We start from the raw sequence: 17,047 nt of genomic DNA on the forward strand, positions 1-17,047 counted from the left end.
ATGAGTAAAAAAGTATATGGATGTGTAATGGGGGTTCTGGCAGTATTTCTTTTATGCGGAACGTTTTTCGATCTGCAGATATCGCAGGTAGTTTATAATCCTGATAATCTGTTTGGAAAGTTTTTTTATGGGTTTGGGCAGGTTCCGGCCATGCTGACAGTATCCTTTGGGTTTATGCTGTTATCTGCAGTCAGAGATAAAGGCAAGAAGCTGCTTAGTGTAGTCATTATACTTGTGTTAGGTGTGGCATCACTATACTATGCAGTGCTCCCATTTCTTATCGCTGGATACTTTCTGGAGTGGGGAACTGTCGGAAGAGCAGCTATGATGATATTTGCGATATTGGTATTTGCAGGTATGGAGCTTGGGGCAAAGAAAATTGCCGAGGTGAACGAAAGAGGGATATTAATCAGAACCAGCCTGACTCTTATCCTTATGTTTTTTGGAGTCGGCAGAATTTGCGGAATCTTGAAAAATATCTGGGGACGACCACGGTTTTATAGTATGCTGGATGATTTTTCACGTTTCTCACCGTGGTATCGTATTGCAGGAACACCGTTGGATGATACATTTAAATCGTTCCCGTCAGGTCATGCGGCCGACGCATGTATGATCCTGTCAATCGTGCTTTTGGCGGGACTGGTTCCGAAGTTACATAAGAAAGCTAAGTTCCTGTATGCGGCAGCATTGGTTTGGATTGTCTGTGTGATGCTGGCGAGGATTATAGCGGGAGCGCATTTTTTATCAGACGTGTCTGTCGGCGCGGCACTGACTTGTACCGTATTCTTTGTATTGACAAAGTTACTGTTGCGAGATACTTCAAGAAAGCCTCTATCTGACGAGGCGGTTTGTATACAAAAGAGTGTTTAATAAAATTCTTGAGATACAATATAATGGCTGTATTCTGTATGATGATACTCTTAATTTTACATCTATGTTTGTATTTACACTAAAACAAACAACAATAGTAACAGAAAAGTAACATGAATGATAACGTGCATGTTACTTTTTTATTATTATTTTATTAACAAAACAAAAGGCAGCGTTCTGAACAGCTATATCTTTTATTGATAAGGAGGAGAATGGAAATTGAAAAAAAGTAAAAAGCATTACTGTAATCCGATGAATTTAGAATATCGATATCAGTTTAAACGTTCCGTTAATTATGAAGGGGAAGAAAAACCATTTGCTGTATTTCGCGAGGCAGCAGATCCAACTTTGATTTTATTCAAAGGGCTCTACTATCTTTTCCCATCCATGACGGCTGGATTTTTTACAAGTGAAGATTTGTATGATTGGAAGTTTTATGAATTCGGTCCTGAACTTCCGGCATATGATTATGCGCCGGATGTCAGGGCAGTGGGTGAGTATATGTATTTTTCTGCATCGAGCGCAGATAAGAACTGCTCTTTTTATCGGACAGAGGATCCGAGAACAGAATCCTTTGAAGAAATTCCGGGAACATTTCCTTTTTGGGATCCTAACCTGTTTGTGGATGATGATGGAAGGATTTATCTGTATTGGGGAAGCTCCAATACGGAACCGATTTATGGTGTGGAACTGAATCCAGAAACGATGGCACCTATTGGAGAAAAACAGGGATTGGTTACAGCCAGCGAAAAGGAACGGGGATATGAACGGATGGGCGAAGACCATATTCCGCCAAAGACGGAAGAAGAGATTGAAGCGGAAGTAGACAATGTACTTGTATTTGTAAAACGGCAGATGGATGGACAGGGTATGTCGGAACAGTTTGATGAGGAGACATACCGTGAAAAGTTTCGCATAACATTTGGAAACAAGCCATATCTGGAAGGGGTATGGATGACAAAATACCAGGGTAAATATTATCTGCAGTACGCATTTCCGGGAACAGAGTATAACGTATATGGAGATGCAGTATATGTAGGAGATTCTCCGCTTGGTCCCTTTGTTTCGGCAAAAAATAACCCGTATTCCTATGTGCCGGATGGTTTCATTACAGCCGCAGGTCATGGTTCTACATTGGTAGATAAGGAAGGAAAGATGTGGCATATAGCGTCTATGCGAATTGCGCACAGTGAAAAATTTGAACGGAGATTAGGCTTGTGGAAGGCAGGAGTGGACGAGGACGGAGAACTTTTCTGTGATCAGAGATATGCAGACTGGCCGATTGCGATGGATGCAGAACCATTTGAGAAACCAGACTGGATGTTGCTTTCTTATGGAAAAGAAGTGACAGCATCATCTGGAAATGGAATGCAATATGTAACGGATGAGGATATCAGAACATTCTGGAAAGCCGATACCTGTCAATCAGGAGAATGGCTACAGATAGATTTGGGAACAGCAAAGGATGTAGCAGCGATACAACTTCATTTCGTAGAAGACGAACTATATCTTCCAATACCGGAAGGTAAAGAGGCGGTGAAGTCATATCTTGACGAACGGTACATTGACATGGAAAAGCAGCAGACCTGTTGGGTACTGGAAGGTTCTGAGGATGGTACAGATTATCACATACTTATGGATAAGAGCAGAACAAATACAGATTACAGTGATGATTTTATTGAGCTACCGGAGACAGAAAAACTCCGTTTTATAAAGCTCACAATTGTAAAATTACCTTACGATATGGTTCCAACTGTATCGGGAATCCGTGTATTTGGAAACGGAAATGGAGATCTTCCGAAGAAAGCCGAAAATGTTGTAATCAAATTGGAGGGAGATCTGGATATGGATGTATCCTGGAATGCGGAAGATGCTGTGGGGGTAAATATCCTTTGGGGATATGTGCCAGACAAGCTGTATCACAGTTGTATTGTATATAAAAAGAATGAAAAACGGATTGCTGCACTTGTGAAAGGACAAAGTGTCTATGCGAGAATTGATACATTCAATGAAAATGGCATTACAGAAGGAGCAGTGATAAAAGTTCGGTAGCTGATATACATTTGATGAATAAGCGACACTAATGTCAAAATAACAACATACATGATATTTAAGAGCTGTAACTTCAATTATTATTTAATCAATGTCAGAATTGTAAAAGCAGAAATAATTAAGAAGATAGGAGAGAGTTGGAAAATGAAGGAAGTTAAAACACAGAAAAAAAGAAACCGCTGGTATCCGTGGGCGTGGAGTACAAGAGGATTTGCGCTTGGAGTTAACACTATGCTTCTGATGCAGGTTACCTTCTATGCGACAGAAAGTGCCGGGTTATCTGCCGGACTTGTAGGAACATTACTGCTGGTTTCAAGAATATTTGACGGAGTTACCGATTTAATTGCAGGTTTCATCATTGACAAAACACATACTAAGTTAGGGAAAGCAAGGCCGTATGAACTGTTTTTAATTCCAACGTGGATACTGACGGTACTATTGTTCAGTACACCTGCCAGTATGGGTACTACAGGCAAGGCAATATACTTTTTTGTGCTGTATGTGCTGATTAATGCAGTGTGTGTTACATTTCTTAGTTCCTCAGAAGCTGTTTTTCTCGCACGTTCTACTACAGATGAAGGACTTCGGGCAAAAGCGCTGACAGTAGCCGGTATAATGGCTACTCTTTTCCCAACAGCAGTCAGTATTGTTCTGCCAATTTTGATGGCATCCTGGGGAACACAGCCGGGAGGATGGACGAAAATCATGTTAGTTTTTGGTGTTCCGTTTACAATTATTGGTTTAATCCGTTTCTTCTGTATAAAAGAAATAGAGACAGCGGAGGATGATACGCAAAAGAATATATCTACTATTTCATTTAAAGATTCTATTAAAAGTATCAGTCACAATAAATACCTGTTTATTCTGGCGGCGGCAGCACTTTTATGCAGTGTGTATAATAGTCTTGGCTCAGGTGTTGGAAGTTACTATTTTCAGTACATAGTTGGTGATTTGGCTTCCATGTCCCTAATTGGAATGCTTGGGATATTGACACCGTTTGTACTATTATTGTTCCCGCTGGCAGTCCGTAAAATCGGTGGAATGAATTTTGTCAGGATTGGGCTTGTTACGGCAATTATCGGAAATATAATTAAATATTTTGCAGGTGCAAATGTAACTATGATTTTGGCTGGTTCTCTCATTGCAGGAATCCCAGGGGCATCGGCATTAATGATGATTGGCAGTATCTTTGTAATACAGTGTATGGATTATGGTGAATGGAAAACGGGAGTCAGGGTAGAAGGCATGGTAAACTCTGTATATGGATTTGCAACAAAGGTCGGCGGCGGACTGGCAAGCGGACTGCTCGGTCTTTTAATGGCAGTATCAGGATTTATAGGTGGCGCCGGACAGCAGACAGCCTCAGCAAAAATGGCGATTTCGTGGTCATACAGCCTTATCCCCGCAATTCTCTGTGTCATTATGCTGGTGATTCTTCATTTCTATAAGCTGGAAAAAGAAACAGGCAAGATTCAGGCTGAACTTGAAGAAAGACGGAATCATAACGCCTAGCCACCCATAAATCCATCGGCCGGAGCGTACTCTTTGAAGATTATGAATCAATTTTCACCAGATGATTTGACAGATGAGATGCTTTCTGAGCTGGAACAAAAACTTTCGGAAGTAAAGCTACAAAAAATATAAAATTTTATGGACATAATCGTGTATAATAAAGGAAGCTGGCTATAGAGGACAGCTTCCTTTAAAGTAAGACGATGGTTTGTCCGGTGAACGACCGGATTCATTATGAAAAAGATTATGTTATGGAGATTACTATGGAAGAAATAATATTAAAAAAAATCTGTAAAATTTGTAATATTCCTATTTCCGTTTATGATAATCAGAATTCGGTTTTTAGCTATCCAGATCATAATAAATTTAGTTTAAATAAAAAAACAGAAACATTTCAATTTATTGATGAAGTCACAAAAGAACAAGAGGTTCCTGTTTTACTTCAGGAAGATGAGAATATTTATTTTGGTGCAATAAGAGACAGCAAAGATAAACTAATATTACTTGGCCCGGTTTCGCGAAATCCTGTCAGTGAAGCTATATCAATGAAATATTGCCATAAGCACCATTTGGGGCATGAATTTATCATTCATCGTATGGAAATTAAAACTGTAATGGAAATCTTATCCTTCTTAACGTATCTGGAAACAGGCGAGGAGATTCCGGTAGAAAAGATACAGACTGCCTCACAAAATGATTCGATATTTCGATGGAATTCTCTGGCAGAAGAAGAACAATACCAACTGGAACAGTCCGAAATAGAGTGGGACCACAATAGTATAGAATTTGAAAACCGTTTGATGCAGACCGTACGTGACGGAGATATTGATGCTATGAATCGAATTATCCGGGGAACGGATAATTTAGATACAGAACATGTCGGAATTGTAGCTCAAAATGCCGCAAAACAGGCAGAATATCTTACCGTAACATTAATCAGCCTTATGGCCAGAGCAGCAGCACAGGGAGGAATGAAACAGGAACGGGCTTACAGCCTTGCAGATATTTACCTGCAGCGGCTGGAAAAAAGTAAGAATATTCAAGAAATGTATGCCCTTGCCACAAAAGCCGAGTACGAGTTCACCCTATGTGTACGGCAGTCGAAAGAGGAAAACAGCAATGTGCTATATATAGAGCAGTGTAAGGAATATATCGCAAAAAATTTGAGAAAACCAATTCAGGTCGGAGATATCGCCCCTGCAATCGGAATTAACAGGAGTTACCTTGCCAGAAGATTTTCGGAAGTAGAGGGGATCACGATTCAGAATTATATTATGAAAGAGCGCTGTGCACATGCCGCAAATATGCTTAAATTTTCGAATTATTCCATTGCTTTGATTGCAGAGTATTTTTGCTTTTCATCGCAGAGCCATTTTGGAAGGAACTTTAAGCAATTTTATGGTATGACTCCAAAAGAATACAGGAATAAACATCAACAGACGATTGTGTTTTAGAGTTTGGCAGACAAAAAGAACAATGATGACATAAAAGTAACATGGAGGAAAACTTCCATGTTACTTTTTTATTATAATTCTATTAGTAAACGATTATAATGACGTCTCAAAGGAGGACAATACAGGAATGAAAGATTTTTTCGCAAGTTTACCTACAGGAAAGAATGATAAACCGCTTCTTTTTGCCACGGGACCGCTGGTCTATGATTTTCACGACATTGATGGTTTGTATTTTATGCTTGACCGCAGATTATCCGGATGCCTGATATTGATGTGGGCAAAGCAGATGGATGACTCCGTGAAAGGTAAGGTCACTTTAGACGGAAAACCTATTGAAGGTTATGTCTTAGAGTCAATGGAACTTATGGGAAACATGTGGATTCTCGGTGTACCGCTCCGTGGTCTCGTAACGGAATACGCTAAGAACTATACCTTACATGTGGAGGGCTTCCGGGATACAGATGGAAATGAGATGAATCCGCAGGACTTGACGGTCACCGGAATTGACAGGGAAGAACCGAAAGCAGAGTATGCCGGACATGAAGCAATTGCACTTCAGACGGCACAGGAGGGGATCGTGCTATTGAAAAATCAAAACGATGTACTTCCGCTTAAAAGAAATACAACTTTGAACCTATTCGGAAAGGGTGTACATGAATTTCGCATCGGAGCCGTGGGAGCAGGGAAAATTAATCCTCGATACAGCACAAATCTGGCAGAAGCAGTCCATGACCGGACGGATTATACACTAAATGAAGAATTATCTGTTTTCTATGGATGTGACAAAGATTTGATTCCGCCGGAAGATATGCTTGAAAGAGCAAAAGAAAAATCTGATATTGCAGTCATGCTGATTACAAGGGCTGCGGGAGAGAATATGGACTGCTCCACGGCAAAAGGGGAGTTTTATCTGGATGATGAAGAGGATGTTCTGATTCGGAAATTGACAGACACATTTTCAAAAACTGTAGTCATCTTAAATGTCGGATACCCCATCAATGTTACCTTTGCGGAAAAATACAAAGTGGACGGACTCATCTATCTCGGGTATGCCGGAATGCTTGCCGGTCCCGCTCTGATGGATATCCTTTCAGGTGATGTAAATCCATCCGGGAAACTTCCGGATACATGGGCACAGGACTATTTCGATATTCCAGCCGCGCAGAATTTTTACGACTGTGCCGATAAACCACGGCTGGATGCAGAATGTGAGTTGTTTGCAGATACCGTTTATGAAGAAGATATCTATGTGGGATACCGCTACTTCACCACATTTCACAAAAAACCGGCTTTCCCATTTGGGTTTGGCTTAAGTTATACCACTTTTGTGATAGAGCCGGAATCATTCTGTTATGATGGGGAAAATCTGACTTGTGTTGTTCATGTTAAGAACATGGGGAATCTGCCTGGGAAAGAAGTCGTTCAGGTATATATCGGGAAACCTGACAAAACGTTAGAAAAGCCGGAGCGGGAACTTGTGGCATTTGAGAAAACGAAAGAACTTACAGCAGGGGAAGAAAAGGAACTTACATTTGTTATTCCTAAAAAGCATCTTACTTCTTATCGTGGCGAGGATGCATCCTATATTCTGGAATCAGGTAACTATCGGATATTTATCGGAAATAGTTCGGAAGCTCCAAACTGTGGGGAATTCTATGTGGCTGCGGAAGAAGTGATTAAGAAAGTAACGAATCTGATGATACCGGGCAGAGAGATAGAGACTCTTTCCAAAAGAAATCCGGAGAAGACTTATCCGAAAGGAAAGGATTCCGGTGTTGTAGAAGGAAAGACAACTTTCCAGCCTTATCAAGAGCGTAAGAAATATCCCGCAGTATTTCATGGTGAAAAACCGATTCAGCCGCTCACTTATGAGGATATCAAGAAAAATCCTGAAAATGTGGATGTTTTTGTGGCACAGCTTTCCGTTCAGGAGCTTGCCAGAATTTCCGTTTGTGCATCGGCAGGCTGGGGAATGGAAGGAATCGGAGAGGCCGGAAAAGTCTTTCAGGCAGAAGGGCTGAATCTCCCTGATTTTCCTGTTTCTGATGGAAACTCCGGAGTGAACCTCAATATGAAAAATATTGGAATGCCTTCCGGAGTCACCATTTGTGCAACATTTAATAAAGAATTATCTGCCAAGGTGGGAAAAGTAATCGGGGAAGAAGCAAAGGCGTTCGGAGTACCGATGATTCTGGCTCCGGCCCTCAATATCCACAGAAATCCTTTGAACGGACGCCAGCCGGAATATTTTTCCGAAGACCCGTACCTCGCCGGTGTGATGGCCGGGGAATACAGCAAGGGGATGGAGAGTGCCGGAACTGCAAGCTGTATGAAGCATCTGATGGCAAACAACTGTGAATCTACAAGAAAGAGGAACCAAAGTATCATCTCAGAACGTGCGATCAGGGAAATCTATTTCAAAGCATTTGAAATAGCGATGGAGGTACACATGCCGGCTTCCTTTATGACAGCATATAATGCGGTAAACGGACGGCCGACAGCTGCAGATCCTGAACTGCTTTGCGGTCTGCTCAGGGAAGAAAACAGGTTTGACGGTTTTATTATGACAGACTGGACCAGCTATGATACCGTTGATGTAGCCGAGATGGTCCAGGCCGGAAACTGCTGGATTACCCCGGGATCCAAAGATGACACCTATACAAGCCAGATAGTAGATGGCGTTGAGGACGGAAGAATTGAGCTGGCAAGACTGCAGAGCAATGTGGCCTATATGATTCGTACAATGATTCGTTTTGCATAGAGGAGGATAAAACTATGATTAGAAAGAAGTGGAATAGAGACTGGATAATGTCCAAGCCGGGGGAAAACCCGATGATGGCAGCTGTGATGGGATTACAGGCAGATATGGAGAAGCTGACACTGCCGCATGATGCAATGATACATGAGCATCGTACGCAAAATACGAAAAATAAACATCAGACGGGATTCTATCCGGGCGGATGCTATACTTATACAAAAGTTTTTGAAGCTCCGCAGGAATGGAGTGAAAAAATGATATACATCGCATTTGAAGGTGTATATGAAAATGCAAGAGTTTATATAAATGGAGATTATGCGGGGGGCTGCCCGAACGGATATCGGGAATTCCTGCTCTGTGCGAATGATTTTTTAAATTATGGCACAGACAATACAGTGACTGTAATTGCTAATAACTCCGCAGAAGAAAACAGCAGATGGTACTCAGGCAGCGGTATTTACAGGGATGTATGCATATATGTAGCAAACCAGGTCCACGTTAAGGCAGATTCGCTGCGTATTAGAACACCGGAAGTGGAGAGTGATCTTGCATCGGTTGAAGTGGACATGCATCTTACCAATAAAGGAATCTCTAAGAGAAAAACGAAGGTTGTTATTACTCTGCAGAATCCAAAAGGGGAAGAGGCCGCAGCCGTAAACCTGCCTGTTACGGTATTTGGCGGTGCCGAAGAACATCTGCGCACCAGAATCCAGATTGAGAATCCGGATTTGTGGAGCTGTGAGACACCTGCGCTTTATAGCTGTACCGTAAAAGTTATGGAAAATGAGGAATGTCTGGATGAGACAACAGAGCAATTCGGTATCCGGAAGATTTCACTCAGTGCGAAAAAGGGATTCCGGATAAACGGAAAAGAAGTTAATCTCCGGGGAGCCTGCATCCACCATGATAACGGGGTGATTGGTGCTGTGACTCTGGAAAGAGCGGAGGAGCGGCGAGTGCAGCAGTTAAAAGCAGCGGGGTTCAATTGCCTCAGAAGTTCCCACCACCCGATGAGCAGAGCGATGCTTAAGGCATGTGACAGGGAAGGGATGCTTGTTTTAGATGAGCTGTCCGATTTCTGGACGAGATCTAAAAACAATAACGATTATGCAGACAAATTCCCGGATTACTGGGCGCAGGATGCAGAGGCAATGATTGCCAAGGATTATAACCACCCTTCCGTTATCATGTATATTTCCGGAAATGAGATTCAGGAGGCAGCAACTGCAAAAGGTGCACAGTTAAACCGGCTGATTACGGAAAAAATCCATGAGCTGGATGACAGCCGCTATGTAACAGTAGCTATCAACGGCTTACTCTCCTGTATGGACCATATGGGAGAAATCATGTGTGACATAACAGGAATGACGATGGAAGAAATGATGCAGATGCAGGGACAGACTTCACAAACGCCGAAGTCAGATGCAGGCGCGGATGCAGCGAATGGAAGTACCGATTTGATGAAAGGACCGTTGGCGGACGCGTTTGCAGCGAACCATATAGTCACTGAATTATTAGATGAATTTGCCTCAGTCACAGATTTGGTCGGATATAATTATTTAACTGCCCGTCACGAAATGGAGCACGAACTGTTTCCTCACCGCGTGATTCTCGGTACGGAAACATTACCATCGGATCTTGTACGTCTGTGGAAGATTGTAAAAAATAATTCCCATGTGATCGGGGATATGACATGGACAGGTTACGATTATATCGGGGAGGCCGGAGCTGGCTGCTTCTATTATGACGGGCGGCAGGGGTTCATGCCGAACTGGCCGATCAGCCTGTCTGGCATGGGCGATATCGACCTGATCGGAAGACGCCGTCCAATCAGCTATTACAGGGAAATCGTCTTTGGCCTTCGCAAGGAACCATACATTGCAGTAGAACGTGTCAATCATTACGGGGAAAAACCGACCATAAGCGCCTGGTCGTGGAAGGATGAACTGGAAAGCTGGACATGGAAGGGATACGAAGGAAAGGGTGCCGTGATAAATGTCTATTCTGATGCGGACGAGGTGGAGCTTTATCAGAACGGCATTTCACTGGGAAGAAAGCCCGCCGGAGAAGAACATGACTTCTATGCTTCTTTTGAAACACCCTATCAGCCGGGAATACTGAAGGCAGTAAATTACAGAGCAGGTGTGGAAGCTGAAAAAATGACATTGAAGACTGCAAATACTGCGGCAGAACTCAGCGTGGAGGCCGACCGCACTGTTTTGAAGGCGGACGGCGCGGATTTGTCCTATCTTATGATCTCTGTGAAGGATGAAAACGGAACCTGCAATATGCAGGAAGTAAAAGAAGTGACCGTAACTGTCACAGGGGCAGGAACCTTACAGGGCATGGGTAGTGCAGATCCAGAAACTGATAATTACTATGACAATACGACATGGAAGTTATATGACGGTTATGTTCTGGCTGTCGTCCGGGCCGGTTTTGAACCCGGAGAAATCCATGTAATGGTCAGCACAGAAGGGGGCAGGAAGAACGAAATAATCCTAATCGCAGAAAAATAGCCTTGACAAAAACTGACACAAGTGTCATATTATAAATATGACACTTGTGTCAGTTTTATCGTGGAGTTAAATTTAAATGGGTAAAAAATCAGATTTAAAACAGGAATACATTCTTGAACAAGCACAGAGAGTATTTGCACAAAAAGGCTTTAAGGACGTTACTATGAAGGACATTGTAACAGCCTGCAACATTAGCCGTGGAGGTATATACTTGTATTTTAACAATACTTCGGAAATTTTTGAGGCTGTACTAAAACTGCGGGCAAAGACAGAACAAAACCTTTGTACTGGGCAGGCAGAAGGTACTCTCTGTGCAGAGGAGCAAATGAGACATTTTCTAAACGCACAAAAAAGGGAACTTCTAAATCCAGCTGACAGCCTGATTATTGCTACTTATGAATATCTGTTTGCACACAGTAAGGTACTTGATAAAGCAGAAATGCAAAACAACTTTAATCATGCGGGAAGCCAGCTGAGGCGAATAATTCAAAGCGGTGTGGATAATGGCGAATTCTCGACAGACCCCGATGCTGCTGCTCAAAATATCGTGCTTTTGTTGGAAGGACTCCGCATTTCCAGTACTGTACTTACGTTAGATGAGGAATTTCTTGAACAGCAAATGGAGTATATCCTTTCACAACTAAAGGGAGGCCTGCTGAAATGATTGAGAAAAAGGGCGGCACCGTTTTAAAAATCGCGGCACTTTTTGGTTTTTGCTCTATTGCGGAGTATATAGAATTTCTATATATTCGCACAGACCAAACTATTGTTGCAGATAATATCGGAACAAAACTTTTTTGCATACTTGCAGTCTTCATTGTGCTAAGGTGTTCCCAATTGCGGTTGACTGATATTGGTTTTCGCACCAAACGAATGCAGCAAAGTATTTTGTCGGGACTGGCCCTTGGCATAATTACCTTCGGGATATCTTATTTTGTTGAAATTTTGATTTTGCGGTTACAGGGGCATCATGTTTCTTTACAGTTCTTCGTAAGCAACTTTGCACTCACCGGCGCAACCACGCAGGTTACAGCCACCTTTGCAGCACTGGCCATCTGTGTAGCTGTCAATATTATCAATGTATTAGCGGAAGAAGGTCTGTTTCGCGGCATCATTCTATAACTCGGGAAAGACCGTTTCGGTTTCTCCAAAGCCAACTGGATACAAGCGGCACTGTTTGGAATATGGCATATTGTAATGGTGGTGCTTGGTGTATATGACGGACTAATGGAAATTCCAACAGCTGTGGTTATGGCAGTTGGATATGTGATATTGGCCGGTATTTTAGGCCTTGAATGGGGATTGTGTGTATCCCTGACCGGCACCCTCTGGGTAGGAATTTCCGAACACTTTTTTAATAATTTCATTGGGAACACACTTCACGTTGTGACAGAAAGCGGAACTGATGAATTACAAATTGCCAGAATTGTACTGTCGAATATACTTTCACTGACAATTGTATTAATTGTTAATCGTTATAAAAAGAAACACCTTCAAAAGACTTGATTTATCAAACACGCTCTGGTCGATATATACAGTTCTGAGGAAAAAATCTTCCTTGAAATCATAAGCTATAAGTCTTATGATGGTTTAATAGAGGAGGAATTATCAAAATGGAAGATAATCCAAAAATCAGCTATTTGAAAAAATGCCTATCTCGAAACCGGTGTTGCTGGCATTCAACGCAGTTAACAACCTGTTTGGTGTCGGAAACCATAATGGGAAACATTTCATATAAAGTGCTGCAGCGATATGCAATAGCATAATGAAAAGGAGAAGTATGGCGATTATAAATAATGAACATCACATAAAGGAAATTGAATTAGAACTGAAGAAAGTTAAATTTTATTGGGATGATCCAATGGTCAGGGAACCTTTTATCCGGGATTTTTCCTTACGATTCTGCTGGTCAAGCAATGCGATAGAGGGAAATACACTGGATCTGGAAGAAACGGTATCCCTGATTGAGTATGATGAAGTAAGGAGCGGTCATACGTATTCGGAATATCAAGAAGCAAAAAATATGTACAAGGCAATCGAGCAGATGTTAATTCCATTCAAAAAGAGAATGGTTACTGAGGAATGGCTGAAAAACGCGAATGGTTTCATCAGGGGGATTAATAGCGAGTACAGAACAAAACAGGTTTATATAGGTACTCTGGTAGAGGCTGTTTACTATCCCCCGGATCATGCCTCTGTTCCGGCATTGATGGAACAATTTTTAAAAGAAGTGCAGTGCGGAGGGGGAACAGTGAAAGAAATTCTGGAGAGGGTGGCAATGCAGCATATCCAATTTGAACGCATCCACCCTTTCCAGGATGGGAATGGAAGGGTTGGAAGAATGATGCTCAACCAGCAATTAATTAATCAGGGTATGCTGCCATTAGCAATTGAACCAAAAGGAAAATACCGTCAGGCATTCCGCCAATATGAAAAAAATGGTGATATTTCGTTGATGACCTATGTCCTGTGCAAAGGTGAATTGGAATCAATACAGAAAATGCAGCAGCTCATCCAAAAATACACACAGCAGATGAAAAAGGACATGACGAATGAGATTAGAACCAGATGATTTAACATATTGCCGCCCCTTTCATTAAGATTGCGGGCGGCATTGTTTGCCCATTACATGGAAAGTATTCCGCAAGCAGAAGATCTCGAATCAATAAGCTCAGCAAATACAAAAGGAAGCAAAAGCAGGCAGTCGACCTCCGGAGCCAGGAACAGTAAAAATCTTCCTTGAAATCATACGCTATAAGTCTTATGATTGTTTAATAGAGGAGGAACTATCAAAATGGAAGATAACCAAAAAATACAGCTATTTGAAAAAATGCCTATCTCGAAAGCCGTCATGAAGATGTCGATTCCCACCGTGCTCAGCTCGCTGGTCATGGTGATTTATAATCTGGCAGATACATATTTCGTTGGAATGCTGAATGACCCGGTGCAGAACGCTGCGGTGACACTTGCGGGGCCGGTGCTGCTAGCGTTCAACGCAGTTAACAACCTGTTCGGAGTCGGAAGCTCCAGTATGATGAGCAGGGCGCTGGGGAGCAAGGATTATGATAAGGTCAGCAGGAGCTCGGCTTTCGGGTTCTACTGCTCGTTGCTGTCCGGCTTGCTATTTTCACTTGTTTGCTTTTCTTTACAGAATCCGTTGCTGTCCTTACTGGGAGCTGACGCCAGTACGGCGGGGGCGACTCTTGAGTATCTTCGCTGGACGGTAATATGCGGCGCGGCTCCGGCGATTCTGAATGTCGTAATGGCTTATATGGTGAGGGCGGAAGGGTCATCCCTGCATGCCAGTATCGGAACGATGAGCGGATGCTTTTTAAATATGATACTGGACCCGATTTTCATCCTGCCGTGGGGGCTTAATATGGGTGCTGCCGGTGCCGGCCTTGCCACCTTCCTGTCAAACTGTGTGGCGTGCTGTTACTTTTTTGTCCTGCTGTATGTACGCAGGAAGAGTACCGTGGTATGCATTTCTCCGAAGAAGTTCGGTTTTCAGAAGGAGATTGTACTGGGAATCTGCGGCGTAGGAATTCCAGCGTCAATCCAGAATCTGCTCAATGTGACCGGCATGACGATTTTAAACAATTTCACCTCACCCTTTGGTGCCCATGCAGTAGCGGCAATGGGAATCGCCCAGAAGGTGAATATGGTGCCGCTTCAGGTTGCTCTGGGATTTTCCCAGGGGGTTATGCCATTAATCAGCTATAATTATGCCAGCGGCAACCGGAAGCGAATGAAAGAATCCATCATGTTCACGATCAAGACAGTTGTCCCGATGATGGCCGCAGTGCTCGTTATTTTCAGCGTAGGAGCCGGGCCGATTATCAATGCCTTTATGAATAATGAGAGTATTATCGCTTACGGGACCCGTTTCCTGCGGGGCGCCTGCCTCTGCCTGCCGTTCCTCTGTATGGATTTTATCGCAGTTGGTGTATTTCAGGCAGTGGGGCACGGCCGGTCAGCGCTTGCATTTGCCATCCTGCGAAAGATCGTTTTAGAGATCCCGATGCTGTATGTGCTGAATTACCTGTTCCCTCTGTATGGACTCCCGTATGCACAATTCGTTGCAGAGTTCGTGCTGTCGATCGCTTCGATCGTGATGCTCAGGAGGATTTTCAAGTCAGGGGATGTGCCTGCTGCAACAGTGAAAAATCAGGATGTTAAAAACTAGGAGAAAATTTCTGAAAATAAGGAGAAGACGTCATGGCTTTTATACAGATGAATATCATGTCACAGTCATTAATGAGAACAGTTCCTGTAAATGTAATCCTTCCAATAGATAAGATCGATTTCCCGGGAATGCCAAAAAGAGAAGAGAAACCGTTTAAAACCTTATATCTTCTGCATGGAATCTTCGGAAACCATATGGATTGGGTCACAGGAACCAATATTTTAAGATGGGCCGAGGAAAGAAATCTGGCAGTGGTAATGCCCGCTGGGGAGAACGGTTTTTACGTTGATAACCAAAAAGCCCATAACTTATATGGCGAATTTATCGGACAGGAATTAGTCGCATTGACGAGAAAAATGTTTCCGTTATCTACAAAGCGAGAGGATACATTTATTGCCGGACTTTCAATGGGCGGTTTTGGGGCCATCAGGAATGGACTGAAATACCATAATACTTTTGGATACATAGCAGGTCTGTCAGCAGCCAGTATTATGGATGGCATCGAAAAAAGAACGAATGATGTACCGTTTTGGATAGAGGGGCGTGATTATGCGGAAAGCTGTTTTGGTGATTTGGATAAAGCGCCGGAAAGTGATATGAACCCCAAGTGGCTGGCCCGCAGATTAGCAGGGACGGAAACATGTAAACCAGATATTTATTTGTGCTGCGGAACAGAAGACTCGCTGCTGGGAGCAAACCGGGATCTGAGCAGGTATCTGTCAGATCTGGGCTATCATGTAACCTATGAAGAGTCGGCCGGAGGGCATGAATGGGATTTCTGGAATACCCATTTGAAAAAAGTACTCGAATGGCTTCCTTTGGAGACAGGGGCTGACGGAATAAACAGCGGGCATGTCGGGCTGGATTAACAAGTGATAAAAAAAGATATGAGTGTTGTGATTCGATTTATGGCAGAATTACAATCACTCTTATTTTATTATAGCTATTTTGATTCTGTGAAATATTATATTTGACATTGGTCTATACTTATGTTACTATCCCTTTGTAGACCGACGGTCGGTCTGCGAAAAAAAGGAGGCATTACTATGAGAGTCGTTAAAGAAGCGAATGTCAGGAAGAATGAAATATTAGATGCTGCTGCAAGACTATTTACAGAAAAAGGATTTGATAATACCAGCACCAGCGACATTATGTCGGCTGTAGGGATTGCAAAGGGAACTCTCTACCACCACTTCAAATCCAAAGAAGATATCATGGATTCACTCATTGAACGACAGACAACACAAATTTTGGAAAGGGCCAGAAAAGCAGCCGGAGATACAAGCCTGTCTGTAGAGGAACGTATGATTGCCACAATTTCAGCACTTCATATAGAAGATACTGACCAAACGGGAGGGAATGAAATCATAGATCACCTGCATAAACCACAGAATGCGCTAATGAATCAGAAAACAAAGCAAATCATCCTGCAACGTGTCCCCCCGATCATGGCCGGGATTGTTAACGACGGAATTGCACAAGGGTTATATGTTACCCCTTATCCTCTTGAGTGTATGGAAATTGCGGTGTGCTATCTGAATCTAATGCTTGATGACGACGTATTTGAATTGACAGGGGAACAAAGCCGCGAAAAAATCAAAGCATTTATCTTTTGTCTGGAAAGGCTTCTTGGCGTAGAGGAAGGGCAGCTTACTTATTTCAGGCAAATGTTTTGAAAAAATTAATATGTAAATAA

The 17,047-nt window shown here is 42.6% G+C and carries 12 protein-coding genes and 1 pseudogene; all 13 read left to right on the forward strand.

Annotated elements, in window-relative coordinates:
- The gene (locus A8806_RS23310; RefSeq protein WP_109733569.1) at window positions 1-870 is read left to right on the forward strand and encodes a phosphatase PAP2 family protein; all 870 of its coding nucleotides are present in this window, start codon (window positions 1-3) and stop codon (window positions 868-870) included.
- 219 nt (window positions 871-1,089) lie between these two features.
- A complete protein-coding gene (locus A8806_RS23315) occupies window positions 1,090-2,922 on the forward strand; it encodes a family 43 glycosylhydrolase (RefSeq protein ID WP_242996247.1) in 1,833 nt (610 codons plus the stop codon).
- Between the two features lie 144 nt (window positions 2,923-3,066).
- Window positions 3,067-4,434: an MFS transporter gene (locus tag A8806_RS23320; RefSeq protein WP_181368852.1), complete on the forward strand. Its 1,368-nt coding sequence runs from the start codon at window positions 3,067-3,069 to the stop codon at window positions 4,432-4,434.
- Window positions 4,435-4,697: 263 nt separating this feature from the next.
- Window positions 4,698-5,888, forward strand: a complete 1,191-nt coding sequence (locus A8806_RS23325) for a helix-turn-helix domain-containing protein (RefSeq protein ID WP_181368853.1) — start codon at window positions 4,698-4,700, stop codon at window positions 5,886-5,888.
- Window positions 5,889-6,015: 127 nt separating this feature from the next.
- Window positions 6,016-8,649, forward strand: coding sequence for a glycoside hydrolase family 3 protein (locus A8806_RS23330; RefSeq protein ID WP_109733572.1), 2,634 nt, complete (start codon window positions 6,016-6,018; stop codon window positions 8,647-8,649).
- A gap of 14 nt (window positions 8,650-8,663) precedes the next feature.
- Window positions 8,664-11,165 (forward strand): glycoside hydrolase family 2 protein, encoded by a 2,502-nt coding sequence (locus A8806_RS23335; RefSeq protein ID WP_109733573.1) that lies wholly within the window; start codon window positions 8,664-8,666, stop codon window positions 11,163-11,165.
- 76 nt (window positions 11,166-11,241) lie between these two features.
- A complete protein-coding gene (locus A8806_RS23340) occupies window positions 11,242-11,829 on the forward strand; it encodes a TetR/AcrR family transcriptional regulator (RefSeq protein ID WP_109733574.1) in 588 nt (195 codons plus the stop codon).
- Window positions 11,826-12,287 carry a hypothetical protein gene (locus tag A8806_RS23345; protein WP_109733575.1) on the forward strand — a complete coding sequence of 154 codons (462 nt, stop codon included), beginning with the start codon at window positions 11,826-11,828 and terminating at the stop codon, window positions 12,285-12,287. The genes A8806_RS23340 and A8806_RS23345 overlap by 4 nt, the downstream gene beginning before the upstream one ends.
- Before the next feature lie 30 nt (window positions 12,288-12,317).
- Window positions 12,318-12,671, forward strand: a pseudogene (locus tag A8806_RS23350) (CPBP family glutamic-type intramembrane protease); the annotation flags it as partial.
- A gap of 274 nt (window positions 12,672-12,945) precedes the next feature.
- Window positions 12,946-13,737 carry a Fic family protein gene (locus A8806_RS23355; RefSeq protein WP_109733577.1) on the forward strand — a complete coding sequence of 264 codons (792 nt, stop codon included), beginning with the start codon at window positions 12,946-12,948 and terminating at the stop codon, window positions 13,735-13,737.
- Between the two features lie 222 nt (window positions 13,738-13,959).
- Window positions 13,960-15,351: an MATE family efflux transporter gene (locus tag A8806_RS23360; RefSeq protein WP_109733578.1), complete on the forward strand. Its 1,392-nt coding sequence runs from the start codon at window positions 13,960-13,962 to the stop codon at window positions 15,349-15,351.
- Between the two features lie 32 nt (window positions 15,352-15,383).
- Window positions 15,384-16,220, forward strand: a complete 837-nt coding sequence (locus A8806_RS23365; RefSeq protein WP_109733579.1) for an alpha/beta hydrolase — start codon at window positions 15,384-15,386, stop codon at window positions 16,218-16,220.
- Between the two features lie 177 nt (window positions 16,221-16,397).
- Window positions 16,398-17,027, forward strand: a complete 630-nt coding sequence (locus tag A8806_RS23370) for a TetR/AcrR family transcriptional regulator (protein WP_109733580.1) — start codon at window positions 16,398-16,400, stop codon at window positions 17,025-17,027.
- Window positions 17,028-17,047 lie beyond the last annotated feature (20 nt).

Source organism: Faecalicatena orotica, assembly GCF_003149245.1.
In the GTDB taxonomy this organism is placed as follows: domain Bacteria; phylum Bacillota; class Clostridia; order Lachnospirales; family Lachnospiraceae; genus Faecalicatena_A; species Faecalicatena_A orotica.